This is a genomic window from Streptomyces clavuligerus, assembly GCF_005519465.1.
GTDB classification, from domain to species: domain Bacteria; phylum Actinomycetota; class Actinomycetes; order Streptomycetales; family Streptomycetaceae; genus Streptomyces; species Streptomyces clavuligerus.
This window is the reverse complement of record NZ_CP027859.1, coordinates 321,111-345,393: the sequence shown is the minus strand read 5'-3', so window position 1 is coordinate 345,393 and position 24,283 is coordinate 321,111. Positions and strand designations below refer to the sequence as shown.

Annotated in this window: 18 protein-coding genes and 6 pseudogenes; 11 read left to right on the top strand and 13 right to left on the bottom strand. The window is 70.1% G+C overall.

The features are described 5' to 3' along the window. Positions 1-22: 22 nt before the first annotated feature. The 4 genes and pseudogenes from CRV15_RS29815 to CRV15_RS29805 all read left to right on the top strand — a co-directional run. A pseudogene (locus tag CRV15_RS29815) lies at positions 23-826 on the top strand (IS701 family transposase); the annotation flags it as partial. 122 nt (positions 827-948) lie between these two features. Then, complete coding sequence (locus CRV15_RS37515) at positions 949-1,080, top strand: hypothetical protein (protein WP_009999063.1); 132 nt, start codon at positions 949-951, stop codon at positions 1,078-1,080. A 508-nt stretch (positions 1,081-1,588) separates the two neighbouring features. Next, positions 1,589-2,548, top strand: a complete 960-nt coding sequence (locus CRV15_RS29810; RefSeq protein ID WP_003954632.1) for a hypothetical protein — start codon at positions 1,589-1,591, stop codon at positions 2,546-2,548. Between the two features lie 134 nt (positions 2,549-2,682). Then, positions 2,683-3,066, top strand: a complete 384-nt coding sequence (locus CRV15_RS29805) for a peptidase inhibitor family I36 protein (RefSeq protein ID WP_003963039.1) — start codon at positions 2,683-2,685, stop codon at positions 3,064-3,066. Positions 3,067-3,300: 234 nt separating this feature from the next. On the opposite strand, the gene CRV15_RS29800 is transcribed toward CRV15_RS29805, so the two are convergent. Beyond that, positions 3,301-4,068: an RNA ligase family protein gene (locus CRV15_RS29800; RefSeq protein ID WP_003954630.1), complete on the bottom strand. Its 768-nt coding sequence runs from the start codon at positions 4,066-4,068 to the stop codon at positions 3,301-3,303. A gap of 279 nt (positions 4,069-4,347) precedes the next feature. Next, positions 4,348-4,536 (bottom strand): annotated as a pseudogene (locus tag CRV15_RS29795) (IS701 family transposase); the annotation flags it as partial. Positions 4,537-4,700: 164 nt separating this feature from the next. Between CRV15_RS29795 and CRV15_RS29790 the strand changes: the two are divergent. After that, positions 4,701-5,204 (top strand): NUDIX hydrolase, encoded by a 504-nt coding sequence (locus CRV15_RS29790; protein WP_029183233.1) that lies wholly within the window; start codon positions 4,701-4,703, stop codon positions 5,202-5,204. Positions 5,205-5,559: 355 nt separating this feature from the next. Here CRV15_RS29790 and CRV15_RS37060 read toward each other — a convergent pair whose 3' ends face one another. The 3 genes and pseudogenes from CRV15_RS37060 to CRV15_RS29775 all read right to left on the bottom strand — a co-directional run bounded on the left by CRV15_RS37060 (position 5,560) and on the right by CRV15_RS29775 (position 7,775). Further along, positions 5,560-6,087, bottom strand: coding sequence for a DUF6924 domain-containing protein (locus tag CRV15_RS37060; RefSeq protein WP_230864328.1), 528 nt, complete (start codon positions 6,085-6,087; stop codon positions 5,560-5,562). Positions 6,088-6,208: 121 nt separating this feature from the next. Beyond that, positions 6,209-6,460, bottom strand: a pseudogene (locus CRV15_RS37990) (DUF6924 domain-containing protein); the annotation flags it as partial. A gap of 175 nt (positions 6,461-6,635) precedes the next feature. Further along, positions 6,636-7,775 carry an NsdA family TPR-like regulatory protein gene (locus CRV15_RS29775; RefSeq protein ID WP_003954625.1) on the bottom strand — a complete coding sequence of 380 codons (1,140 nt, stop codon included), beginning with the start codon at positions 7,773-7,775 and terminating at the stop codon, positions 6,636-6,638. Positions 7,776-7,965: 190 nt separating this feature from the next. Here CRV15_RS29775 and CRV15_RS37985 point away from each other — a divergent pair. Next, positions 7,966-8,264, top strand: a pseudogene (locus tag CRV15_RS37985) (Tn3 family transposase); the annotation flags it as partial. Between the two features lie 74 nt (positions 8,265-8,338). After that, on the top strand, positions 8,339-9,508 hold the full coding sequence (locus CRV15_RS29765) for a cytochrome P450 (RefSeq protein WP_009999056.1): 1,170 nt from the start codon (positions 8,339-8,341) through the stop codon (positions 9,506-9,508). 195 nt (positions 9,509-9,703) lie between these two features. Here the strand turns inward: CRV15_RS29765 and CRV15_RS29760 are convergent, their stop codons facing one another. Next, complete coding sequence (locus tag CRV15_RS29760) at positions 9,704-10,618, bottom strand: IS982 family transposase (RefSeq protein WP_003954622.1); 915 nt, start codon at positions 10,616-10,618, stop codon at positions 9,704-9,706. Positions 10,619-10,671: 53 nt separating this feature from the next. Beyond that, positions 10,672-11,220 (bottom strand): GNAT family N-acetyltransferase, encoded by a 549-nt coding sequence (locus CRV15_RS29755; protein WP_003963035.1) that lies wholly within the window; start codon positions 11,218-11,220, stop codon positions 10,672-10,674. Between the two features lie 275 nt (positions 11,221-11,495). Here CRV15_RS29755 and CRV15_RS29750 point away from each other — a divergent pair, with 275 nt between their 5' ends. Then, positions 11,496-12,017 (top strand): hypothetical protein, encoded by a 522-nt coding sequence (locus CRV15_RS29750; protein ID WP_009999055.1) that lies wholly within the window; start codon positions 11,496-11,498, stop codon positions 12,015-12,017. Between the two features lie 230 nt (positions 12,018-12,247). Here the strand turns inward: CRV15_RS29750 and CRV15_RS29740 are convergent, their stop codons facing one another. The 5 genes and pseudogenes from CRV15_RS29740 to CRV15_RS29710 form a co-directional block, all read right to left on the bottom strand. Beyond that, positions 12,248-12,637: a beta/gamma crystallin family protein gene (locus CRV15_RS29740; RefSeq protein WP_003954617.1), complete on the bottom strand. Its 390-nt coding sequence runs from the start codon at positions 12,635-12,637 to the stop codon at positions 12,248-12,250. Between the two features lie 1,770 nt (positions 12,638-14,407). Then, positions 14,408-15,226, bottom strand: a complete 819-nt coding sequence (locus CRV15_RS29730) for a DUF5995 family protein (RefSeq protein WP_009999054.1) — start codon at positions 15,224-15,226, stop codon at positions 14,408-14,410. 989 nt (positions 15,227-16,215) lie between these two features. After that, positions 16,216-16,458 (bottom strand): annotated as a pseudogene (locus CRV15_RS37050) (hypothetical protein); the annotation flags it as partial. Positions 16,459-16,649: 191 nt separating this feature from the next. Then, positions 16,650-17,336: pseudogene (locus CRV15_RS37045) on the bottom strand (beta-ketoacyl [acyl carrier protein] synthase domain-containing protein); the annotation flags it as partial. 633 nt (positions 17,337-17,969) lie between these two features. Next, on the bottom strand, positions 17,970-19,355 hold the full coding sequence (locus tag CRV15_RS29710; RefSeq protein WP_003954608.1) for a protoporphyrinogen/coproporphyrinogen oxidase: 1,386 nt from the start codon (positions 19,353-19,355) through the stop codon (positions 17,970-17,972). Between the two features lie 264 nt (positions 19,356-19,619). On the opposite strand from CRV15_RS29710, the gene CRV15_RS29705 reads away from it, so the two are divergent. From CRV15_RS29705 to CRV15_RS29695, 3 genes are read left to right on the top strand one after another with little or no spacing between them, the layout of a single operon-like run. Beyond that, a complete protein-coding gene (locus CRV15_RS29705) occupies positions 19,620-20,648 on the top strand; it encodes a class I SAM-dependent methyltransferase (RefSeq protein ID WP_003963030.1) in 1,029 nt (342 codons plus the stop codon). Next, positions 20,629-21,612, top strand: a complete 984-nt coding sequence (locus CRV15_RS29700; protein WP_003954606.1) for a (-)-delta-cadinene synthase — start codon at positions 20,629-20,631, stop codon at positions 21,610-21,612. The genes CRV15_RS29705 and CRV15_RS29700 overlap by 20 nt, the downstream gene beginning before the upstream one ends. Position 21,613: 1 nt before the next feature. Then, positions 21,614-22,960 (top strand): cytochrome P450, encoded by a 1,347-nt coding sequence (locus tag CRV15_RS29695; RefSeq protein ID WP_003954605.1) that lies wholly within the window; start codon positions 21,614-21,616, stop codon positions 22,958-22,960. Positions 22,961-23,298: 338 nt separating this feature from the next. On the opposite strand, the gene CRV15_RS37040 is transcribed toward CRV15_RS29695, so the two are convergent. Beyond that, positions 23,299-23,799: a peptidoglycan recognition protein family protein gene (locus CRV15_RS37040; protein ID WP_269075813.1), complete on the bottom strand. Its 501-nt coding sequence runs from the start codon at positions 23,797-23,799 to the stop codon at positions 23,299-23,301. Between the last annotated feature and the right edge of the window lie 484 nt (positions 23,800-24,283).

Sequence of the window (24,283 nt, the reverse complement as noted above, 5' to 3'; positions counted from 1 at the left end):
TGATCAAGAGCATGTTGAATGTGTGGACTTGCATGAAGTGAGGCGTGTTCGGGCGACGTTGGCGTTGCTTGTTGCCGATGTGCTGGCTTCGGTGCCGCGGAAGGACCAGCGGGCCAAGGGCGACTGCTATCTGCGGGGACTCATGCTGGACGGCCGCCGCAAGTCGATTCAGGCGATGGCTGAACGACTGCCGGACGGAAACGAGCAGAACCTGCAGCAGTTCGTGAACCAGTCGACCTGGGATCCGGTGCCCGTGCAGCGGCGGATCAACGAACGCCTGCTGCCGCTGATCCGCCCGCTGGCCTGGGTGATCGACGATGTGTCGGTCCCCAAGGACGGCCGGATGTCGGTCGGGGTGGCTCCGCAGTACTGCGGAGCGTTGGGCAAACGCGCGAACTGCCAGGTCGCCGTCAGTGTCCACGCCGCCAGCGACACTGCCTCGTGCCCGCTGCAGTGGAGGCTGTTCCTGCCCGGGGAGTGGGCCGCGGACAGCCACCGCCGCACCCGGACCCTGGTTCCGCCCGAGGTCACACACCAGGAGAAATGGCGGCTGGCCCTGGACATGCTCGACAGCCTCGCGGACTGGGGCATGACACCGCCAGCGGTGGTGGCCGACGCCGCCTACGGCACCAACGCACACCTGCGGGCCGCGCTGTCGGAGCGAGGACTCACCTATGTCCTGTCCATCCGGTCGGACGTGAGCGCCCACCCCTTCGGCACACAGCCGGTGGCTCCGGACCGCAAGGGAGATGTCGGCTGCTGGCCCCAGCCCCGCTACCGTCACAAGGCACCGTCGGGGGAGTCTCCAGTCTGCTGGAGGAATCGGCGACCCCGACGACATCCACGTCGACACGGCTGCGCCACCGTGTCGCACGGGTGCCGGCGCACGTTCTGCGTGCGTTGGCCCGCCGGGCGCTTCCGCCGCCCTGCTTGACGGTCTTGGACCCTGTGGCCACGGTGCGCCAGCTCCCACCGCTGCGGATCTGCAGCTCCACCGTGACCCTCGCCTTCGTACTCCCGCTGTCCCTGTCCAGCCACCACCCGTGCGCCGAGATGGTCGGCGGTGGCGTGCTGGAGTAGTGCACCGCGTCACCTCCGGTCTGGAACACGTCCACGGACCCGGCCCGGGAGATGTCCGGCAGCAGTCCCAGCGCCCGGGCAGGCGTGGCGGTACCGGCGGCCAGCAGCACGGAGACGGCCATGAACAGACACTGCGCACGCACAGAAGCACTCCAGGGGACGGCCGGACACGGGTACCGTGCGATCGTTTCCGGGAAACCGCGTTCCTGCACCTGCGCCCGGCCCCGGAATCCTGACCGAAGGGTGACCGCCAGGGCTGGTATCCGCCGCCGGACGGAGCGCTGGTCAGGAACTGTCGCTCGCGGTCGGCAAGAGGCCGTCAGCCCCGACACCCACCCCTGCGGTGTTGACTGATCGAGTAACCGGAAGCTCAGCCTCATGATTCATACGGAATGCGATCGGCCAGTGATAACGGAGAGGAGGTTGAACGGGCGGTCATGCACATGCTTCGATATCGAGCGTACTCGGCTGAGAGGGTGCGTCTCTCCGCGCACCGCATCCCCGTTCCGTGGAATCACGTTCTGACGGCATTGATTCATTTCTTCAGCGAAGGGTGTTTCGATCTATGGAGCGCTTCTTTTCCGGTTGGCCGACAGGTTTGCGGCCGGTCGGCGTGGCCGGGATATCGCTGCTGTTCCTGGTCGGCTGCTCGGCCGGCAAGGCCGGTACGGAAAAGCATTCGGAGAAACAGGCTCCGGTCCTGCTGGAGAGCGCGGAACTGAGACTTCCCATGCAGGAATATCTCTTCTCGTCAGCCGAGCAGGAACAGCTCGACCGGGGCAGGTCCGCCCTGGTGGACCGCTGTCTGCGAAGACTCGGACAGAAGGAGGGGTTCGCGCTGCCGGGTGCGCCCACCGGTGCGCCCGATGTCATGGACCGCAGATACGGGGTGACCGACGCGGCCGGGGCGAGGGCGCACGGCTATCACCTCCGCGACGACCCGAGCTCCCGTCCCGCGGGCACCCGGCCCAGGCAGCCGGACGCACAGCTCGCAGGGCTGTTGCACGGGGAAGCGGGCCGGGACGGACACGCAAAGATCCCGGAAGGCGGATGTATAGGGGAGGCGGACCGGGCGCTGGCCGGTCCGAAGGGGGCGATCGGCCCCACAGAGTCGGCCCGGCAGCTCAACTTCCGCGGCTTCACCGGCTCCAGGAACCACCCCCGCGTCACCCAGGCCCTCGACGCCTGGTCGGCCTGCATGAAGAGGAAGAAGTACGAGTATCCCGACCCGCTCGCCGCGATGAGCGACCCCCGGTTCCGGGGAAAGACCGCCACGCCACTGGAGCGCGAGGTGGCCGCTGCCGACGTCTCCTGCAAGAAGGAGACCGATCTCATCGGTGTCTGGTTCGCCGCCGAGACCGCCGTCCAGAAAGAACTGATCGCGCGGAACCCGGAAGATTTCGACACTGCACGCAAGGCGAAGCAATCACAACTCACCCAGGCCGCCGCCGCATCCCGGAAATCCTGACGAGAGCGCCAGAAAACGATCGGGTGCCTCATCACTGCACATATCGCGCGGACCGGCCGGGAAATCCGGATCAACCGCTCCTGTGTCATGGGTCAACTCTGTTTCTCCCGTGACCCCACAGATTGGACAGTGAGATGAAGAAGCGTGTTCTCTCCCTCGTTGCCGCGGCCTTGGGTGCCGCTCTGACGGTTCCTCTCGCGGCCACCCCGGCCCATGCAGCCGCCTGCCGGGAAGGATTCTGCCTCTACTACAACTCGAATCTCGGAGGTTCTCACATCAGCCTGGTCCGCAGCGTGCCCGACCTGGCGGGATACACCTTCACCACCGCCGGCGCCGGACAGGGACAGAGAGTGAAGAACAACGCAGCCTCCGCTCACAGCCTGGTCATCTGCTCAGTCGTCGTCTACTTCAACTCCCACTACAGCGGCCCCGCAGACGTTTACTCATACAGACAGCACCACAACCTGGTGAACACCTACAACGACAACGCCTCGGTGCTCTTCGTCGACTCCTGCTGACGATCGGGGGCCGCGGCGAAGAGCGGTAGAGGTACCGGTGGCCGAGGGGTACGGGAGAGCTGCCCGGCCACTCGGGCCCACCGCATGACGGCCCGGTCCGGGGCCCGCTGCGGACCGGGTCACCGCCGCGCCGGCGACCGCGCCGCACCGGCTGCCCCCGGTACCGGGCACCCCTCCGGCAGTTGGGTGTGCGGGCACGTGGCCGTATACGTGGGGTGTGTCTGAGGGCTGGGGTCAGTGCTTGTTGCGGCGTTTGATGGTGCGGTTGTAGTCCTGGAAGCGGGCCTTGGCGGTCGCTGACCGGTCGGTGGTGCGCAGGACGATGCCCTCGGCGCGGCCTCCCGCGCCGTCGTCCAGGGCGGCCTGTGTTCCGGTGAGGTGGTGGAGGAAGAATGCGTGGGTCTCGTCGATCCCGGTGGGCAGCGCGGTGGCGGGGAGGGTGGCGAGGCGGGGGACGGTCGCGATGGTGTCGGTCTGGGCCAGCAGGGTGAGTTCGTCCTCGGTGTGGTAGTGCTGTCCGCCGTTGTCCCGCCAGGTGGAGATGGCGGTGAGCGGGTGTTCCAGGATGTCGAGGGGGATGGTGGCGACGTCGAACAGGCGGTGGCCCAGGCGCTGGTCGCCGGTGTACTGGCGGCTCGCGCTGCCGACCTTTCCGCCGTACACCTCCACGTAGTGGACACGGATACCGTTCTGGGGCGGGGTGATGCGGTCGGCGAGGGGGCGCAGAGTCTCCACGATGCCGAGTGCGGGGTTGTGGATCAGGTCGCCGCGTGCGTGGAGGAGTTCCTCGCGGCTGCCGATGACGTAGTCGCCTCCGGCGAAGGTGATGATGCGGGCGTTGGTGCCGTCGATCTTCTCGGTCAGCAGGACGTCGCCGGTGAAGGGTGTGACGGTGTCGAGCAGGCCGCCGTTCCTCGGATCGAGTTCGTGGTAGGTGGGGATGGACGGGTACTTGGTCGCCGAGTTGAGGGCTGTGAGGTCGACGGTGCGCAGCAGGGTCATGGGAACTCCAGTGGTGCGGGTGCGGCATCAGGGCGAAGGGAACGTTTCACCTGGCTCCCGCGGGATCACCACGGCGATACAGGCAGGAAGTCGTCCCGTGCGGCAGGCGGTCGGATTGTCCTGGGCCACCCTGCCACCTGACCGGGCCCCGCGGAAACCCGTTTCCGCGCCCCGGGACCCCACGGGGGCACCCATGGGGTCCCGGAGTGAGAAGAAGGCGTGGCACTTCATCGAGGCAGTGACAGGACCCAGTGCGCTGCCGTCGCTCCGCCCGGTCGTTTCCCGAACGCCACGACGGTCACCGGCCCGGCACAGCAGGTGCTGCATGCCGTGCGGGGTCTTCTCCCCGGCCCACTCCGCGATCGTCCAGCAGTTTTTGCGCGGTAGGTCCGACAGCAGCCCCAGTACCAGCCGCCCGGCCCGTAGGCGGGGTCCGACCCGGGCGAACCGGCCCGAGATACGGCCCATGGCCACCTCGAACGCGTCCCGCCAACGACCGGGATCTATGCTGTGACCTGCGGCCAATGTCTCTTCGTCAGTCCATACAACTCACGATGACCAACGGTGGCCGTCACCTGTGTCCGCGGCGGTCCGGGCCACCGGCGAACCTGCCATCACATACGGTCTGCGGCATGACAGCAGAGAGTTCGAAGGCCCCAGCGCCCCGTGTGCAGTTGGTCATTGGCATCATCCGCCAAGGCGACGAGGTCCTGCTCGTGCGTGAGAGCCTCGGCGTCAACGGCGAGATTCTCTGGTCCCTCCCCGGCGGTGGAGTCGAGGATGGCGAGCTCATGAACGAAGCTCTCCGGCGCGAACTCCGGGAGGAGACAGGGCTGCTGGTGGGCAACCCGGCGCGGACCGCATTTCTCATGCACATCGACTCCGAGCAGCACCCTTCGGCGTTGGCCGTTGCCTTCGAGATCGATGAGTGGTCGGGAGACGTTGCGCCGGAGGACGACGACATCGAACAGGCCGCCTTCTTCCCTCTGCCTGACGCCCTGAAGCTGCTCGGCAAGCTGGACAGCGCAACGCAGCGGGACCCCATCGTCGGCTATCTGACCGGGGTCATCGCGCCGGGGACCACCTGGCTATTTCGCAACCGGGACAAAGAGGAGACGCTTGTCGCCCGCTGGTGACGCCAGACAGCGGCCACCACATGAAGATCTACGGCCCCGCAGTCGTTTACTCATACAGACAGCACTGCAACCTGGTGAACACCTACAACGACAACGCCCGGTGCTCTTCGGCGACTCCTGCTGACGATCACCGGGTTCCGCGGCGAAGAGCGGTCGAAGGACGCGACGGCCGAGTGGCATGGGAGAGCGGGTCCGCTCGGGCCCGCCGCATGACGGCCTGGTTCTGGACACTGCCGCGGGCCGGGCCCGGAGGTTCACCTCCGACTCCCGCGGGAGACCGGGACCGTTTGCAGCCGTACGGTCGTCTGGACCGTGACCGCCCGCCCGCACGGGCGGCGGCGCGGCAGGTGGTCGGTCAGTTGTCCCACCAGGGCTCGGTGCCGTCTTCGAGGACGTAGGAGTGGAAGTCCATGTTGCTGATCTCCAGGTTGCATGCCATCGAGCCGGCCATGCGGGCGGGCAGGACGGCGATGTGGCCGGGTGCGTCGTAGAGGTCGACGGCGGTCAGCGGGCGGCCGGGCTCGGTGAAGGTCCGCACGTCGGCGAGCGTGACGAGGGGGGTGTGCTTCCCGGGCGGGACCAGCGCGGGTACCTGGCCCGGGGCGAGCCCGTCGAAGACGGGGTCGTCGACGACCAGAGCCCGCAACGGATAGCCGCCCCCGGGGGGTTCGTCCGCAGCCCCGTCGGCGCCGATCCAACTGTCCTCGTCCACCCCGCCCAGCGAGACCAGCAGGGCGCGCCAGCCTGCCTCGTCGCCGAACTCCGTGCGCACCAGCAGTGCGGCGTCGGCGGCGGGCAGCGCCGGGAACACCCCACGCACCGGGACGGACGGGGTGAACGCGGGACGGCCTCTGCCTCCCTGATAGGTGCCGTGTGTGTCCACACCGCTCACGAGGTCCCCGAACGAGAGCGTGCCCTCCAGCACGGCGGCCAGGACCCCCACCGAGCCGCTCCGCCGGCACCCGCACGCCGCGCCCCGGTATCTGCGCGAGGTCCACCAGCAGCGGCCCGCTCGCGCCGTACACCACGGGGGTGTCCGCCACGACGACCACGGGAGCGGTGAAGCCGCCCCCGGGAGCGAGCGCCGGTACATGGCCGCCGTGGAGAAAGTCCCAGCCCTCGCCCTCGACCAGCCGCAGCCGCAGCCGCACACCACCGTCCGGTGCCACCAGGACATCACCGTCCCGGCGGCCCCCGATCCCGTCCAACAGTTCACCCCATGAAGGCGCGCCGTGCTCGTAGCACGCGCAGACCATCAGCACCTCACCGGCAGCGGACCGGGGCAGCACGGGAAAGGACATGACTCTCCTCCAGGACACTCGCACGGCAGCGGAACCGGCACGCTACCCGGCCCCACTGGCAACCGGCCGCCGCCGCAGGCACGCAGCCGCGCACGGCCTGCCCGCCGACCCCCATCCCGGCCCCGGGTCGCTACGGGCGGGCGAGGAGGTGGGCTGCGCGTTCGGTGAGGCTGCGGGCGTCGGGGTCGTGGGGGTAGCGGGCGAGGCGGGTGCGCAGGTCGTCGGCGCTGTCGCGGACGCGGGCGGAGCGGACGCCGTCGGCGGTGTCGAGGAACTGGTTCCAGGCGGTGAGGGCGCCGTCGAGGTCGCCCTGGCGCAGGCGGATTGATCCGAGGTGCCCGAGGACATTGGCGCGGCTGCGGCGCCGGTCGAGGCCGTGGACGGCGAGGGCCTGGTGGAGCTGGGCCTGGGCGCCGTTCAGGTCGCCCATGCCGGCGAGGATGAGTCCGGCGTCTTGGTGCCAGCGGCCGATGGTGAAGTAGGAGGCCCAGGACGTGCCGGTGGGTGCGCTGGTGGCGGTCTCGATGTGGGTCTGGGAGGCGGAGAGGGCGCGGGTGGCGAGGCGGTGGTCGCCGTCGAGGGCGGCGGCCTCGGCGAGGGTCGCCTCGTAGTAGGCGGTGGCCCGCGGGTCGCTCAGGCCCCGGGCACTGTCCATGCATTTGTGCGCCAGTGCGAGTGCCCGGCCGGAGCGGCGGGGTCCCTGGCCGACGGCGAGGACGGTCAGGCCGCGCAGGGCGATGGCGGCGAGTTCGGCGTCACCGGCCTCCTCGGCGAGCCGCCAGGCGTGGACGTAGTAGTCGCGGGCGGCGGCTTCGTTGTCCTCGTCCTGGCTCATCCAGCCGATGAGGTGGGCGAGACGGGAGGTGGCCGCGTACAGGCCGCGGCCGGTGGTTTCGGTGTAGCGGCCGTTCAGCCAGGGGCCGACGTTGTGGGTGAGGTAGCTGACGGCGAGGTGGCGGGCGTGGCCGCCGCCGTACTCGGCGGAGCTGTCGCCGAGGACGGTGACCATCTGCCCGATGGCGGCGACTTCGCCCCGGCCGACTTTCACGGCGGTCTTCGGGGCGGAGCGGACTCGGCGGGTGACGGCGTCGGCGTCGGGCACGCCGAGGAAGGCGAGGGCCCCGCCGCCCGAGGCGGTCAGGAAGCTGCGACGGTCCATTCCGTTCCTCCCAAGGGCCAGGATCGATTCCACAGTATCGACCGCAGCGCCCGGCGGGCAGGGGGCACCGGCCCCCTGGCCGAGCCCGAGAACGCCGATGACGTGGGGCATCCAGTGGGCTCCGGGTCTGCGGTCGCCGCTGAGGAGTTTGCGCGCCTACTGGGGTGCCGTTAACGACCGTGTTATGAGCCTCAAATGCGGGTGATCTTTGGCCGTTTGTCCGCGGTGACCTGAGGTTGTCCGGCATGATGCGGGGCCATGGGGCGGCAGCCGGTGCGCATGGAACCGCGCCAACGCGGTGATCTGCTACGGCAAGGGCGGGGAGATCTCCAGCAACCGGCGCGAGGAGTTCGAGATGGCCGCGCTGTGCCTGCGCATCCTCCAGGCCAGCCTGGTCTACGTGAACACCCTGATGCTGCAGGCGTCCTGGCCGAACCCGAATGGTCCGGCCTGCTCGGGCCGGCCGACCGGCGCGGCCTGACCCCGCTGTTCTGGGGCCACGTACGCCCCTACGGCGAGGCCAAGCTCAGCCTCGCCTCCCGCCTGGAGATCGGCCATGCCGACCTGGGCGGACTTGGAACGGTGGGCGGTACGCGATGAGCCCGCAGCAGACGGCCCGCCCGCGACCTGACAGCAGATACGGAGTCCACATGTCTTCCTTAGATGCACTCGACTTGTTCGATACCCTTGCCCGCCCCGAGCAGCTCAGCGACCCCTACCCCTTCTACGACTGGCTGCGGGCGAACCGTCCCGTCCATCTCGACCCCGACGGCACGGTGTACCTATCCTGTTACCGCGACTCCGCGCTTCTCAAAAACCCCGACATCCGCGACGCCGCCGAAGGCGACGGCAGCTCCCACACCCTGAACACGTACAACCAGAGCCTGATCAAAACTGTGCCCCCGCAGCACACGGACCTGCGCCGGATGGGAGCTGTCGCCTTCGACCCCGACCTGCTGAAGCGAGCCGGCGCCCAGGTCCGGGAAACAGCCGGGCACCTCGCGGACCAGGTGGCCGAGAAGCCGGCCCACGGCGACGCGGCGGATCTGCACAGCATGTACTCGCTGCCGTTCACGCAGCGGACCGCGGCGATCGTCTTCGGCATCCCCGACGAGGACTTCGACCTGCTGGCAGCCCTTCCCGGGCGCATGTTCTCCGCGCTCTACCCCAAGGCCGACCCCGCCACCCTCGCGGATGCCGACGACGCCTCCCGCGCCCTGGCCGCGTACGTGGAAGACGGCCTGCGCCGGCGGCGCTTCACCCCGGACTCCGGCTTCGACCGCCTTGCCCGCATGCAGGACACCGCCTCCATGGACGACCTGGTCCGGCTGTGCTGGCTGCTGTGGTGGGCGTCGTACACCTCGTCCCTGGCCGCGATCGACCTGGCGGTGCTCACCCTCCTCGAACACCCCCACACCATCCAGGCCCTGCGGGAACGGCCCGACGCCTGGGTCAAGGAAGCGCTGCGCTACCGCAGCCCACACGTCATCAACTCGGCGAACCTCACCACCAGCCGGCCGATGACCATCGGTACCGTGTCCGTTCCGGCGCAGACCCCTGTCCGCTTCCTCATCTCCTCGATGAACCGCGACCCCGAGGCCTTCCCGGACGCCGACACCTTCGACCCGGACCGTCCCGCTATGCCCCGCCACCTCACCTTCGGTGAAGGCATCCACACCTGCATCGGCGCGAAGCTCGCCCGCATGGAACTCGCCATCGCCCTGACCACGCTGGTGGACCGGATACCGGACCTCGCACTCGCCAGCGCCCCTGTCTGGCGCCCGTACACCACCCAGCGTCTGGTCAGCAGCCTCCTGGTCACCTCGTCCCCGACCAGAAACTGACCCTGCCCACTTGTTCTGAGGCGCTCCTCCCGATCAATCGGCGAGCGGGGGCGGAATCGGTCGATTCCGCCCCTGGCTGCAGATCCCATCAGCTCAGCCCGCCGACCTGCCGGAACCGGCCGCCGATCCAATCGAATCCGGTCCGTCGTTCCGCCTCCCCATTCCGCCCCTACTAGATGATCAATTCCAAGGGGTTCAGTGGTCGTAGGCGGTGAGCGCGCGCATGGTCGGCTGGCCAGTGCGGTCGTTGTGCCAGACGGCGGTGGTGAGCGCGAGGATGCGTTGCAGGACTCGGACGGCTACCCCGCCGGGGGTTCGGCCTCGGTGTCGTTCGAGGTCGAGCTGGCCCTTGAAGGTCTCGTTGACCGACTCGATGACCTGCCGCAGTGGTTTGAACAGCTCTGATCCGGCCCGCTGGGGCTCCCCCTCGCGGGCCGGCTGCAGGAGGCGGATGCCCAAGTCGGCGAGCCGCTGCTCGAACTCGCGGCCGAAGTAGTTCTTGTCTCCAATCAGTGTCTGTCCTGGGTGCTCGGCGGTGAGACGGGGCTCGACAGCGAGCAGGTCGAGCAGGGTCTCGCGCTCGTCCGCCTTGGCCCCGGAGAGTGCGAAGGCGACCGGCAGACCGTGAAGGGTGCAGACCAGGTGCAGCCGCAGCCCCCAGAAGTAACGCGAGTGGCTGGCGCAGTACCCGTACTGGGCCCATCCGGCCAGGTCGGAGTGTTTGACGGTCTCTCGGGAGCGTCCGCACTCGACGGGCGTGGAGTCGGCCACCCACACGTCGTCGCTCCACAGCGTGGTGTCGCGGGCCAGTGTCCGGGTGACGCAGCGGATCAGTTCGGCGGCCTTGCGTAGCCGCTTGTTGTAGCCGGGCTGCTGGGGCAGGTACGGGAACAGGTGGCGGAGGTGGGCGCCGGCGTGACGCAGCCCGCGGGCCTCGGAGGTGAAGCCCAGCATCGCCTGCATCATCGCCAGTGTCACCAGCTCCGCGTCGCTGAGCTGCGGCATGATGCCCACGGTCGGACGCTGCGGGGCGAATTGCGGCGAGTCCTTCAGCAGGTTGTCGGTCTTCACATAGAGTGCGGTCGCGAGGGTGTCCAGGTTGTTCGTCACAGACTGACTTTGGGCGCCCTCGCATCGTCCGCGCAGTCACTGCGAGAGATCGCTCAGCTGGGCGCCACAGGCTGTTCGAGGAGCTCGTCCGGTCCATCGAAGCCACAGCGCCGGTACAGAGGCGCACTGCGCTCGGATGGCCACACGATCAACGTATCCAGGCCGTGCGTGCGCGCATAGCGGGTGACCTCGTCGAGCAGGGCCTTGCCCAGGCCCCGGTTGCGCTGTTCCGGGGTGACGTAGAAGTTCGTCACGTAACCGAGGGCGTCGGAGCCAGGGTAGGGACTCGGGACCTTCTCCACGAGACACACGAACACGTGACCACAAGGCCGTCCGTCCACTTCCGCGAGCCAGACACGCCACGGCCCGGCCATCCGGGAACGCAGCCACCGCTCGCATCCAGCGGTGAACCCCTCCTCGTCCTGCGGGACTTCATCTCCGCCGTCCTCCACCTTGAACCGCCAGCGCATGGCTGCCAGCGCAGGCGCGTCGTCGAACTCGGCCCGACGGATAACCGCGTCACTCATGGCCACAATCTCGCAGGCCGATCCGCCGGAGCAAAACCGTTTACGAGCGTCCGGCGACCCCTTGGAATTGATCATCTAGAGGTGAACAGGTGCCGCGTACTCCAGACCGCCCTGGCGGCGCCAGGTGTTGTGGGGGAGTGCGCCGTGCCCGGCCTGGACCAGCAGTCTCGACCGGCCCCGGCGAGCGAAGACAGGGAGCGGGCCCGGGGCACTCGCCCCGCGCGCGACGGGGCGCACCGGGGGGGAGCGAAGGGGAGCGCACCACGGGAAGCGCCCCGGGGCAGTCTCGGGTGGGCTACCGTCGGCAGTGCCCCAGCACGCTGGTCACGCACGGTGGAGGGCCCCGACCAATGCCGCCTCAGCACCCGGGTGGAGAGCCGACGCTCACCTACTGGTTCGACCGGTCCGGATTCACGAAGAAGGGCCTCGCCGCAGCCGTCAACGCCCACGCGGTACGCACCGGGCACCCCCAGATCCGCACCGACGGATCACGGGTACGCCGCTGGCTGGGCGGTAAACGCCCCCGCCCGCCCGTCCCCGACCTGATCGCCGCCGTCCTGTCCGACCGGTGCGGCCACCACCTCACCGCCGCCGACCTCGGACTCGCCCAGCCCGACCCCGGCGACCTCACCCGCTACCGCGGCCCCGCCGAACTCCTGACCGACCTCGCCCAGGCCACCACCGCACACGTCACCCACCACCCCGGCACCCCATCCCCGCCCCACGCCCCGTTCAACCCCGCCCGGCTCCTGCCCGCCCTGGACACCTGGGCCTTCACTGCCCCCCACGCCCTGCCCGGCACCACCACCACAGGACGCCGCCGGGCCGGGGCGGAGCGCCGGTCAGGGCTGTGGGGAGGTAGCCGGGGGTGATCCGCAGTGGCGAGGGGTGCGTCTGGTCGGTCAGGGTGGCCAGGGCGTCCTCGAACTGCCCGCGGCCGTCGTCGAGGAGGGCGCGGAGCAGGTGGTGGTTGGGGGCGGTGGGGTGGGTGGTGTCCAGGGCCCGGGCGGCTGCGGCGTGTTCGGCGGGCTCTGTTTGGCGCGGGAAGCACCTCGCGGGCGCACCCCCCGAACCGCGTGCGTGGGGAGGTGCGCCCGAGTCGTCATGGCATGAACGCGAGGGAGCTGATCCGGTCGTTCCATTCGGTGCCGAGGTTGGGAGCCAGCAGCCGGTAGCGGGTGAGCGCGCCGCTGATGTCCCAGTGCTCGTAGGCCACCATCGAGCAGCCGTGCTCGATGCTGATCGAGCTGATCCGGTCGTTCCACTCGTGCGGGAGGTTGCGCCAGGACCGGCTGAACACGCAGTCGCTGGCGTAGAGCGAGAGAGCGGCCCCCTCGAAGTTCGCGTGCTCGTACACGATGGCCACTCGGAACGCGCCGACGCCGATCCGTTCGTGTGCGGGGGTCGCGTCCGCGGTGCCTGCCGCGCCGAGTACGAGGGAGAGGCCGGCCGCCGCCGTCGTGAGCGCGGCCGGGACGAGTCGCTGAAGCATGGCTGTCCTTCGAAGGAGGTCGCGTGGACTGTGCGTGCCCGAGGGGGCCGCACCTTTCCACGGGCCTGATCCGGCTCAGGTTCACAGCCCGCCGCCTCGCCGCCACAACACTGACGGATCATCAGGTCTCTGTCCTTCCGGACAGTGTGATCCCTTCGGGCCCCCGCCGCCTCGCCGTCCCGCCGCAAGGCCGGGTCCCGGACCTGCCCTGCGGCGTGCCGAGCCGGGGTATGGGTGGGTCGGACCCGGCGCGAACGGCGGCACGGGCGACAACGGCACAGCCGGGTTCCCCGGCGGCCGGATCATCCGCGTGGCCCGGGCGGCGAGCCGGAACAGCTGGTCGCGGGCCCGGGGCGGCTGCTGCCCGGCGACGAGGGTCTGCAGCAGGTTCCGCCGCAGCCGGGTCCCGCCCACCGGAAGGCCGCGGCCCCAGAGCCTCGCAGCGGTCCACGACCCGCTCCAGCGAGTCGCTCACCATCGCCAGCAGGGCAGGGTCCGCGTTCGATCCGGCTGGGCGTGGTGGTGAGGCCGAAACGGTCACGGGCGGACGCCGAACCGCCCGCTGTGGGCTGAAGCTGGTCAGCGGCGGCCTGGACGAGGGTCAGGGCCCTGGTCGGGGCTGCCGGCGGTTTCGCCGTTGTCCTCCTTCCCGCCGCCGCCGTCATCTTCCGTCACCGGGCGGGTCGTTCCGGGCGTCCCGTGGTGGCCGCCGTGGACAAGGCAGCCCGGCCATTCCCCGCTGATCTTCCTTCAGCCGGTGCGTCGGCCAGCGGGGCGGCACACCGGGATGATCCTCCTGCGGGCCATCCGTTGCTCGGTGCTCTCCTGCTGCTGGTGAAGGCGGTCCGTCCCGGCGTTGGCCGGACCCTGTGTTTCCGGGCGGCGTCCACCAGCGCCTGGGCCACTTCGTGTGACACCCCCAACCGGCCGGTCCGCCATGCCGCCCCGCAGCCGTGCCGGGCGAAGGCCCCCAGCCTCCCCGGCCCGGACCAGGCCCGTGCCGCCCGTCCTCCCGCAGGCCGCGGACCTCAAGAACTCTTCCAGCTCTGCCCGGTGAACCGGCCCCCGGCCTCGCTGGGTCGCCCCGCCGGTATCCCGCGTCTCTGCGACAGCCTGCTCACAGCCGGTCCCGTCCACACCAACAGCCCGGGAGACGCGCCACCCTCGTCTCCGTCAGTACCTTCACCTGGAGCGAATACGACGGGGAACCCGGCGACGAGGACGAACCGGCGCAACTGGAAGAGGACATCGCGGCCGTGCAACGCGGCGACGGCGTCCTGTACTTCCGCACCCGCGACGGAGAGCTGGAGTACACCGGCGGCCGGATCGGACACCGCGGTATCAACCCCCCCGTTCAACCCGGACCAGGCACTGCACCGTACCTTCGCCCCGTGGGAACAACGCCCTGCATGGACCAGCTCTCGGGCCGACATCGCCCGCTCACGCCGCGTTGGACTGGTCCTCGCCCCACCGCCGCCTCCGGCTCCGCCGCACCGGCCGGGGAGACGGTACGGGGGGTGCTGCGGTACTGCCTTCAGCGGGTGCCGGGGAGCGCCGTGCTGGAGATCGGCTCAACAGTCCACCCGGGGTCCGGGGCCAAGACGCCGCCCGCCTCTCGCCGTTTGTACGGCAGCATGTTCGGCACGGCTTCTTGTTGCCGGAATTGCCCGGCGATGGGGGCCCTGTGTGATCCGGTGGCCGCAGCAGGGACATGGTGACCTCTGTCTGCCGTCCCTGGCCGCCCTTGGTCTGTTCAGTCGCGGGGATCGATCACCAGGGGACGGTGGAGAAGGACGCGCTGTGCAGGGACACGGGTGGACGGCGGCCACGTACCCACTGACCCGCCGCGGGTCCCAGGACGATGGCCTGGGCGATCCGCCCCGCCCGCTGGTCGATCCGTTGCAGGGTGCGGGACTGCGTTTGCTCGTCCGGGTCGTGCCACAGGGCGAGGACGTCCCGCCAGCCCTGGTTGCGCCAGGACACGAGCATCGACATGAATGCGTGCAATCCCGCCTGCCGGACGCCGGGCAGGCGTCGGACACCGGTGGTGACCTGGCAGTGGTAGCGGTCGATCAGCAGCTGGGCGCACTCGACGAGGGACTGCTCCAGGAGTCGGTTCACCTGCTGGTAGTCGTGGTGGTAGCGGCGCATCTGGGCCTCGTCGATCCGTTCGTGGTGGGACCGCAGGTAGTTGTGGACGACCAAGCCCAGGTCGTGGTTGATGTGCGCGTTGATGCCCAGCAACGCGCTCTGGCACGGCAGCGTCAGCCGGTGTGCGGCGTAGTGGGTGGCGAAGCGCCACGAGGAAGCGGTGACGGGCTCGCCGCGCAGAGAGCGACGGGTGGCGACCAGGGCCTCCTCGGCGAACAGGCCGGTCACTTCGGAGAGCCATTGCGGGTTGAGGAATCCGGCGTGGTCCTCGGTGTGCATCACGTTGACCACCCGGCGGGTGATGACCGCGTAGACGTCGATGAAGACGGCACGCTGGTCCCCGCTCTCGCGCAGGCGGCTGCTGAGCAATTCTAACGCCGCGAGGGCCTGGAGGGCCGTGCGGGGCTGCCAGTTGATGTCCTCGGTCGTGATCGGCACGCAGGCTCCGCCGCGGTTGTGTCGCCGGTCGCGGCGACCGGGACCAGTCGTTCCGGGGCGGCGGGACTGCTCGCCTCGGGGCACTGGGGGCAGGGGGTCTGTGCCGGGATGTGCCAGTGCAGGGGATCCAGCCCGTGCCATTTGTAATTCTAGCTCACAGGGACCTGTAGCTGATGATCCTTCGAGGCATGCCTCGAAGGACCGTCTCGGAGTGCGCTCGTGTCGTCGGCGCGCGCTTCCGGCCGGGCGAGGGCTTAGACGAGCGAGGGGAAGCACACGAGCCGGGGCTCCGCCGGGCCGTCGGTGAGGCGCGTACGGCGGGGTGTCGGCGCCGCACCGGCCGGTGGGGCGCGCAGATCCGCCGCCGGCGAGCAGTCGCAGTGCGGAACCCGTCCTGCCCGCTGCGACGGCCTCCCGGAACAGCGTCGTCAGCGGCCCGGACGGGTGGCCGTCCGGGCGGGGCCGGTCCCCGGGCAACGGTGTGCGGTCGGGGGCGGAGGGGCCGTCGGCGTGTGCGACGCGGTGGTCGTCGGGAGCCATGGGGGACGTCCGGGCGGCGGGACCGGCGTCTGCCGGGCCGTCCGGGCCGCCGGTCCGGTCGACGAGGAGGGTGTCGAGGTGGGTCGCGAGCGCGGCCGCTGTGGGGGCGAAGGCGGCCGTTGCCGAGGGGTGCAGACCGGTCGTGCGGGGGGCGGTTCGGCGGAGCCGGCCACGAAGGAGGACAGCCGGTCCGCCTGCGCGCGCAGAGCCGACTGGTGTGGCCGCTCACCACCCAGGGCACGGCAGGAGACGGCGTCTTCGCGGGCCGGGGTTGGGTCCGGCTCCGGATACGACGGGGGGCCCTCCGCGAGGATCAGATGGCAGTTGGCGCCGCCCATGCCGAAGGAGCTGACGCCCGCCACGAGCCGCCGCTCGGGGTGCGGCCAGGGCCGTAACCGCCCGGGAAGGTCAGCCGCAGCTCGTCGAGGGGGATGTCCGGGTGCGGCACCTCATGGTGGAGGGTCGCGGGGGATCGCGCGATGGCGCAGCGCCAACACGGTCTTGACCAGGCCGGCCACACCGGCGGCGGCTCCGAGATGACCGATGGTGGTCTTCACCGAGCCCACCACCACCGGGGCGTCGGCGCTTCGCGACGTACCCAGTTCGGCGCCGAGCGCGGCGGCCTCGGCGGGGTCACCGACCGGGGTACCGGTGCCGTGGAGCTCGACGTACTGGATGTCACCGGCACTGACCCCGGCCGCCCGGCGGGCACCGCGGAGAACGGCGCGCTGCGCTTCGGTGCCGGGCGTGGTGAAGGGTCATCGCCGCCCCGGTTCACCGCGGACCCCAGGATGACCGCCAGGACGGTGTCGCCGTCGCCGATCGCGGAGGAGAGCGGTTTGAGCAGCGGCGCGGCGGCTCCCTCACCGCGTACGAATCCGTCGGCCCGGGCGTCGAAGGTACGGCAGACACCATCGGGTGAGAGGTCGCCCCACTCGGCCAGCAGTCGGGAGTTGTCCGGCCCCAGCAGCAGGTTGACGCCCGCGGCGAGGGTTGTGTCGCACTCACCGCCGCGCAGACTCGCGCAGGCCAGATGGACGGCGACAAGGGAGGAGAACTGACCGGTGTCCACCACCAGACTCGGGCCGCTCGCGCCGAGCACGTGCGAGAGCCGGTTGGCGATGGCGCCACGGTGGACCCCGGGGGCCGTGTGGCGGGTGAGGCCGTCGGGTCCCGCCGCCCGTGTCAAGGACGCGTACTCGTCCTACATGGCACCCACGAACACACCGAGGCGTCCGGTGCCGTCCGGCCGGACACCGGCGTTCTCCAGCGCCTCCCAGCCGACCTCCAGGACGAGCCGCTGCTGCGGATCGGTGGCGTCGGCCTCCTGCGGGCTCATCCCGAAGAACGCGGGATCGAACCGATCGACCTGGTCCAGGAATCCACCCCGGGCGCGGCTCGCCCCGCCGCCCGTGCGTTCCACGGGGCCCTGATCGACCGCGTCGGTTCCGGTGCTGAGCAGCCGCCAGAACGCGTCGGTGTCGCGGGCGCCGGGAAAACGGCAGGACAGACCGATGACGGCAATGGGCTCGTCCGCCGGTTCGGTGCCGCCACCTGTGGTGTCACGCATGAGACTCCCCACCGAGGTTGTTCCGGACGGACCACACACCTTCACCGCCCGGCTCGAACATCCACCGAAGTCCCGACCGCCCCTGAGGAAGGAGTGATTCGGGCGCATTGGCCTCCACCAACCAGCTCCCGGCGTGGCCCTCTTCCCGCCGCCTCCCCCCGAGGGGACGCCGACCAGTCTTTGCACCCGACCCAGTCTTTGCACCCGACGGTGAATAGACCAATACACCGATCTGATGGCACCCGTCACGCACGCTGATACCGGGCGTTGTGTCCTGCCTCGCGGTTCAACGGGCGCACTCCTTCACCCCGGGAGACGAAAGCCCGGCCGGCGTCCGGCGGACCCGACACCGTCGGTGCTCATCGCGCATCGGGGGCCGGCGTGTGCTTCCACCGCGGGGGCACCGGCCGCGCCGGCCGCTGTGGGAACCGTGAACCGTGACCGGGCGGGTACCAGCCCGGTACCGCGCACGGAGCGCTGGCCGCCGCGAATCCGGGCCCGGACCGCCCCGGTCTGCTCGCTCTCCGCGGCCTCACCCACGGCGCCGGTGCCTGAGCAGGACCCGCCCGCTGGTACTCCCACCGGCCCCCAGGCGTGGTTCTGTCGTCGGCCGGCCGGTCCCCGAGCCGGGGTTCATGTCGTCGGACCGGCGGCGGAGATGATACGCCGGGCGGCCTGTTCCCCTGTGGTCATCGACGCGTTGGTGGTGCTGTACGAGAAGTGGTCCCCCGCGAGCTGGATCGGCGACCGGGGGTCCAGGCTGCCGGTGAAACGGGCGAGGTCGCGGTAGCCGCCTGCGGGGCGGGCGAGGACGGCTCTGTCCCACCGCTGGACAGTGGTCATGTCGCGGTGCCCGACGATATGGGCGGCGAGGCCGGGGAGCGTCTCCCGGAGAGCGGTGAGGGAGTCGTCGACGATCCGGGTGTCGTCGAGGGCGAGACGTTCGGCGCTCCAGTGGTGGCGGAAGAGGAGGGTGACCAGGCCCCGGCCCGCAGGGGCCCGGCCGGGGCCGAGGTTGTGTTCGAACAGCACGACGCAGAGGTCGGGATGTTCCACCCGGGGAACGGAGATGCCCAGGGCGGTTTCCCGGGGTGCCTCGCGAAGTCCGAAGGTGACGTGGACGTCGCTGGTGTAGCGGAGTCCGTCGAGGTAGGAGCGCTGGTCGTCGGTGAGGGAGGCGACGATCCCGGCCGCGGCCGGTCCGGGGACGGCCACGACACAGGCGTCAGTGTTCTCGGTATGGCGGGTTCCGCCGCTCTCCCAGGTGACGCGAACGCCGTCCCCGTCGGGCCTGACGTCGGTCACCTGTGCGTTCGTCTCGACACGGGTCCGCTCTGTGCGCATGAGGGGCAGGTCGAGCAGGAGGGTGGGCAGTTGGCCGATGCCGCCGTCGAAGGTGAAGCTCGCCGCGCCGAAGGTGCCCCACATGATGCAGAAGGTCCCGACGGCCGCGACCTCCTCGGCCGGGACGAGGAACTGGGTGCTGCACAGGGGTTCCACCAGATAGTCGAGCAGGGGCCGGTCGAGTCGGCGCAGGGCGTAGTCCCGGGCGTTTTCGGTGTCGATTCCGGCGGCCTTCGACATGTCGTGCCAGCGCAGCACGCGGCGTGCCGTCCCGAGGTCACGCAGGAGGTTCACGGCCTTCAGTTTGGACCGCCATCCGAACAGCCGGGTCCGGAGCAGATCGGATGGCCGGACGAAGGACAGGCGGTGGACTCTTCCGTCACGGAGTACGCCCAGTTCATTGGAGCAGGGCAGCATGCGGGAGGCGAGTCCCGTCTCCTCCAGCAGTTCGATCATGGGCCGGTAATTGTGGGAAAGCCAGCTCGCGCCCCGGTCGATACGGTATTGGGCGCCGTCGCCGTCCTTGGTGTACGAGGACATGCGGCCACCGAGGTGATTCTCCTGTTCCAGCAGCAGAATGTCGTAGCCTGCTTGCCGGAGCCGGTATGCGGCGGCTGTTCCCGCTATTCCGGAGCCGACGACGACCGCTTTCCTCGTCTGTGCGCTCGCTGTCATTCAGCGCCTCCTCGGGCGTCCCTGATGTCTTGGGTGCTTGCGCAAAGGCCATGGAGTCCGGCAGCAGCATGACCATGCACCTGCGCAGGTTCCCTGTCAATGACGCCCCTGTCGCGCGGAGCACGGCTGCGATACCCGCCACTCACCGAGCAATGTCCGGAATGACCGAACATCACCCCGGCTGCCCGCGGGCGGGAACAAGATAGATGCCATTGACACGGATCGACTGCCCTGGTCTGATCGACAGGGACTCACCCCTTGGCGATGCGGCACACCCGGGAACATGGCGGCGCCCGGGCGTTACCGCACCGCACCACGAAGACCAGCGCACCGCACCACGAAGACCAGCGCGGCGCGCCGTCGGTACCCCCGGCATACGCGCCAGGGATTCAGAGCACCAGGCATATGTTCCTTTTATCGAGAAGGAAGTGTCGGATGCGCAGGAGATGCTCGGCCGACAGCGATCCTCCGGATTACGGTGATGAGATATTCGCCTCCGGCCACCCCGCACAGATGGATCGCCTCAGAGCCCTGGCCGCCGTGTGCGACCCTGTGACGAAAGCCAGTCTGTCGGAATGGGCCTTACCGCCGGGAGCGCGGTGTCTGGAGATCGGCGCGGGTGCCGGGACCGTGGCCCTGTGGCTCGCCGGGCGGTGCACGGGCGGCGAGGTCACGGCCACCGATACCGATATCCGGTTCATGGCCGGGCTTCAGCACCCCGCCCTGCGGGTTCTTCAGCATGATGTGCGAACCCAGGGATTCCCTGAAGAAACGTTTGATCTGATCGTGGCCCGCAGCGTTCTGTGCCATCTGCCCGAGCGGGAGGCGGTACTGGCCAGGATGGTGTCCTGGCTGAGACCGGGGGGACGCCTCCATGTCGAAGATCCTTCCTTCTTCCCCGCCGCGTCCTCGGCCGATCCGGTGGTACGGCGCCTGGGGGGCGCGGTCATCGCGACCCTGGCCGGGACGCTCGGGAGCGATGTGGACGGATGGGCGCGGTCCTTTCCCGCACCGCTCCTCGGCCTGGGACTCGCCGAGGTGGGAATGCGTGTCCACTGCCCCACACTGACCTCGAAGAACGCGGCGGGAACCGCTTGGCGGCTCTCGGTGGCCGAGCTGCTGCCGGTCATGGACCGGCTGGGCGTCCTGCCGGAGGCGGACACCGTTGAAGCCCTCGCGCACCTGGAGCATCCGGAGTTCGCCGATGTGGCCCACGCGATGATCGGCATGTGGGGTGTCCGCCCGGCGGGCCGACCCGGGGAACGGAGGCACGGTGTCGACCAGACCGGTTGAGGGATCGGCGATCTGGGACGTCCTCTCCCCGCACAGCCCCCACGCCGCCGCGGCCGACGGCAAGACGCTCGTCTGGGTGGAGGCGGGTGAACTCTGCGGGCACGACACGGCGGAGTCGGCGAACCTGGCCCGCATCCGGCCCGGCCTGCTGGCCGCCTTCTGCCATCCGAAGGCCACCGAGGACGACCTCACCCTGATAACGAAGTGGATGGCCTGGCTCTTCCTCCTCGACGACCGGATCGACGAGAGCGACCTGGGCCGGGACGCCGACCTCCTCGACGGACACCTTCAAGACCTCCAGGGGGTGGCCCTGGGCATCCGCACCGCCTCCGGCCCGATGAGCCGGGCACTGGAAGAGATCATCACGCAGGCGTCGGCCGGGATGGGAGACGCCTGGCAGCTCAGATTCCGCCGCAACATCAGCGACTACCTCCTCGCCTGTGTCTGGCAGGCAGCCCACCGACAGGCCGGAGAGTTCCCCGACCCCGAGGTGTTCCCCCACTGGCGCCGCGCGTTCGGCGCGATCATGCCGTCGTTCGACCTGATCGAGAGAACGGACGGCGGCGCACTGCCGTCGTGCGTCTACTACTCCCGCCCCTACCAGAGCCTCCTGACCGCCGCGGCGGACCTGGTGTGCTGGACCAACGACCTGATGACGGTGGACAAGGAGGCCGCGCACGGAGACCTCCACAACCTCGTGCTCGTCACCGAACACGACCGGCACCAGGACCGGCGGACCGCGAGCGCCGCGGTGTCGGCCGCCTGCGAACAGCGGATGCGCGCCCATACCTCCGCCCGCCGGGATCTCACCGGCCTCACCGCCGCACTCGGCCTGCCCGACACCGTACGGACGCATGCCGACGACTGTGCGGCCTCCCTCCTCGTCTGGGTCCGCGGCCATCTGGAATGGGGCCTGGAGACACCGCGCTATCGACCCGGAACCACCGGGACGGGAACGGACTGACATGACGGCACCCCCCGGACACACGGCCCGCCCCATCCCCCTCGCCCCCGGCTGTCTTCCCTTCCTGGGCCACGCGGTGCGCCTGATCGGAAAGCCGCTGGCCTTCCTCGACGAGCAGCGCGGCCGCGGGGACGTCGTGGAGTTCCGCATAGGACGCCAGCCTGCCTACATCCTCAACCATCCCGATCTCGTCCAGTCCCTGCTGACCGGGTCCCGCCGGCGCTTCGACCGCGGCGAGATCTTCGCCATCGCCTCCCCCTTGTTCGGGAACGGCGTCGCCGTGGCCAACGGCGATCACCACCGCGACCGCCGACGCGCGGTCCAGCCGCTGCTGAGCCACAGCCGCCTGGAAACCTATCTGGAGAGCATGGCGGAGCTGGCCGCCGCCCGGGCGGACGGCTGGAGCGACGGCCGGCGGATCGACCTCAACGCCGAGATGGCCGATGTCACCATGAACGTCGTCGCCGCCACCGTCTTCGGACAGAGCCTCCCGGCCGGGTTCGGCTCCGTCATCCACCACCAGCTCCCCCTCGTCGTCGCCGGGCTGGCACGCCGGGCCTACGGACCGGCGGCGGTCCTCCTCGACCGGGTCCCCAACCCCGAACGCACGAAGTACCGAAGTGCCCTCACCCGCATTCACGACGTGGTGGACACCCTCATCGCCGCCAACCGGGACACCCCCACCATGACCGCACTGTCCGAGGGAATCGACGAGCGCCAGCTCCACGACGATGTGACCTCCCTCCTCATCGGCGGTTCCCACACCAGCGGAGCGGCGGCCTCCTGGCTGTTCATCCTCCTCAGCCGGCACCCGGAGGCCCGCCGACGCCTCCACCAGGAGGTCGACCGCGTTCTCGGCGGACGCTCCGCCACCCCGGCGGACCTTCCCGCGCTGGTCCACACCCGCCGCGTGGTGCAGGAGACCCTGCGGCTCTACCCGCCCGTCTGGCTGTTCCCCCGGCGCGCCGCCGACGATCTCCGGCTGGACGGGTACCCGATCATGCGCGGTACCCAGCTCTTCTACAGCCCCTACGCCCTGCACCGCGACCCCCGCTGGTACTTCCGGCCCGACACCTTCGAACCCGACCGATGGGACCCGGACCGCCATGAACAGCCCCCGCGCGGCGCCTACATCCCCTTCGCCGCCGGTGTCCACGGCTGCCCCGGGGGCGACTTCGCCCTCGCGGAACTCACCCTGCTCGCCGCCACCCTCACAGCCAAGTGGAACCTGGACCTGGCACCGGGCAGCCGCCCCCGCCCCGTGGCAGCCGCCACACTCGGCCCCGAGCCCGTCACCATGACCGTCAGCCGCCGCTCCCGCCCGGCGGACTCCGGCGACGGTTCCTGAGACGGTTCCTGAGACGGTGGTGGTGCCGAGGGGAAGCCGCGCACTCCTCGATCCCGGGTGAGGACCGCCGCACCGGGGTGCGCGGGCCTGCCCGCCTGCGCACCTGCCCTGGACCCGGTCGAAGGTGTCCGGGCACATGCCGGACGCGCAGCCTGGCCAGCCTCGCCGTCATGGCCCTCGACCGCCTCGAAGCCGTCGTCCGCAACCGGACCGAACACCGTCGACACCGGCCCGGCACACTCAACGTTTCATGGCAGGCACCGGCCCGACCCTTGGCGACCCACCATCACCCTGACGAGCCGAAGCCGGAAACCACTCGCGCTTGACCTGCGGTTCGGTCATGGTGTCCGGCTGCTGAGCAGAGAGTGCCGTACGCGGTCCATGACGGTGTCACGCTGCCGCGCCCGTAGGGTTCCGGGACACGCGTGCCCGCCCCAGGCACCTTTGCCCATGGCATGGGTGCCCAGACCTCTGCCCTCCGGGGAGTCCGTCACCTCAAGCGGCCAGCCGTGCTCGCGGGCGCCCCAGACGTAGACCCGCGCGACGGCTTCGACCTGCGGCGCGGTGAGCGGTTCGGTGGCGAAGCCGGACGTCTCGACCGACACCCAGTCGGGATTGCCCGCGCTCTGCGTCCAGGCGCGGTCGTGGACCGACACATACTGCTCGATCTCGCCCGCCTGTGAGACCCAGAAATGAGCCGAACTCCGCGTCATCGGATGGGAGAACCGCTCGAACAGCGATCCTTCCCCTTCCTGGACGTGAAGTATCAGCCCCCGTTGCCCGCCCCGGCCTCCCCTGCGGAAGTTCACACCGATCGGCTTTCGGAGGACACCCGCCATCCATCCCGGCGGCACGGGGACGGGGGAGGCCGACGTCGCACGGAACTTCCGGACGGTCCGTGGCTGCGGCACGGCCGGAGGCTGCCGTACGGAGGTCCGCCCCGTTCCGAGGAGGAGCGCCACCGGCACCGGAGCGAGAGCCAGCCCCGCGCCGAGGGCGAGGACGCCGCGCCGGGTCGGTCGCCGATGAGTACCCGTCATGGACATCTCGTGTCGACGCCGGTTGCCGCACTGCTGTTGCAGGAGATCGCCATGGGCTCCAACATGACCCGTGATCATGATCACGGGTCTATGACGATGTGATGGGACGGCAACATCGCACAGCCGCAGGACCGCCCCCGATCCGTTGACGCCCGCACCGCCCGGTCACCACCGCCAGGAGCCCAGCGGGCGCGGGAGCACCGCCGGGGCTCCTTTCGCGCAGGGCGCGCGGACCGTTCAGGACGCGAACGGGAATGGGTCATTTCCCTCATCAGACACAGCT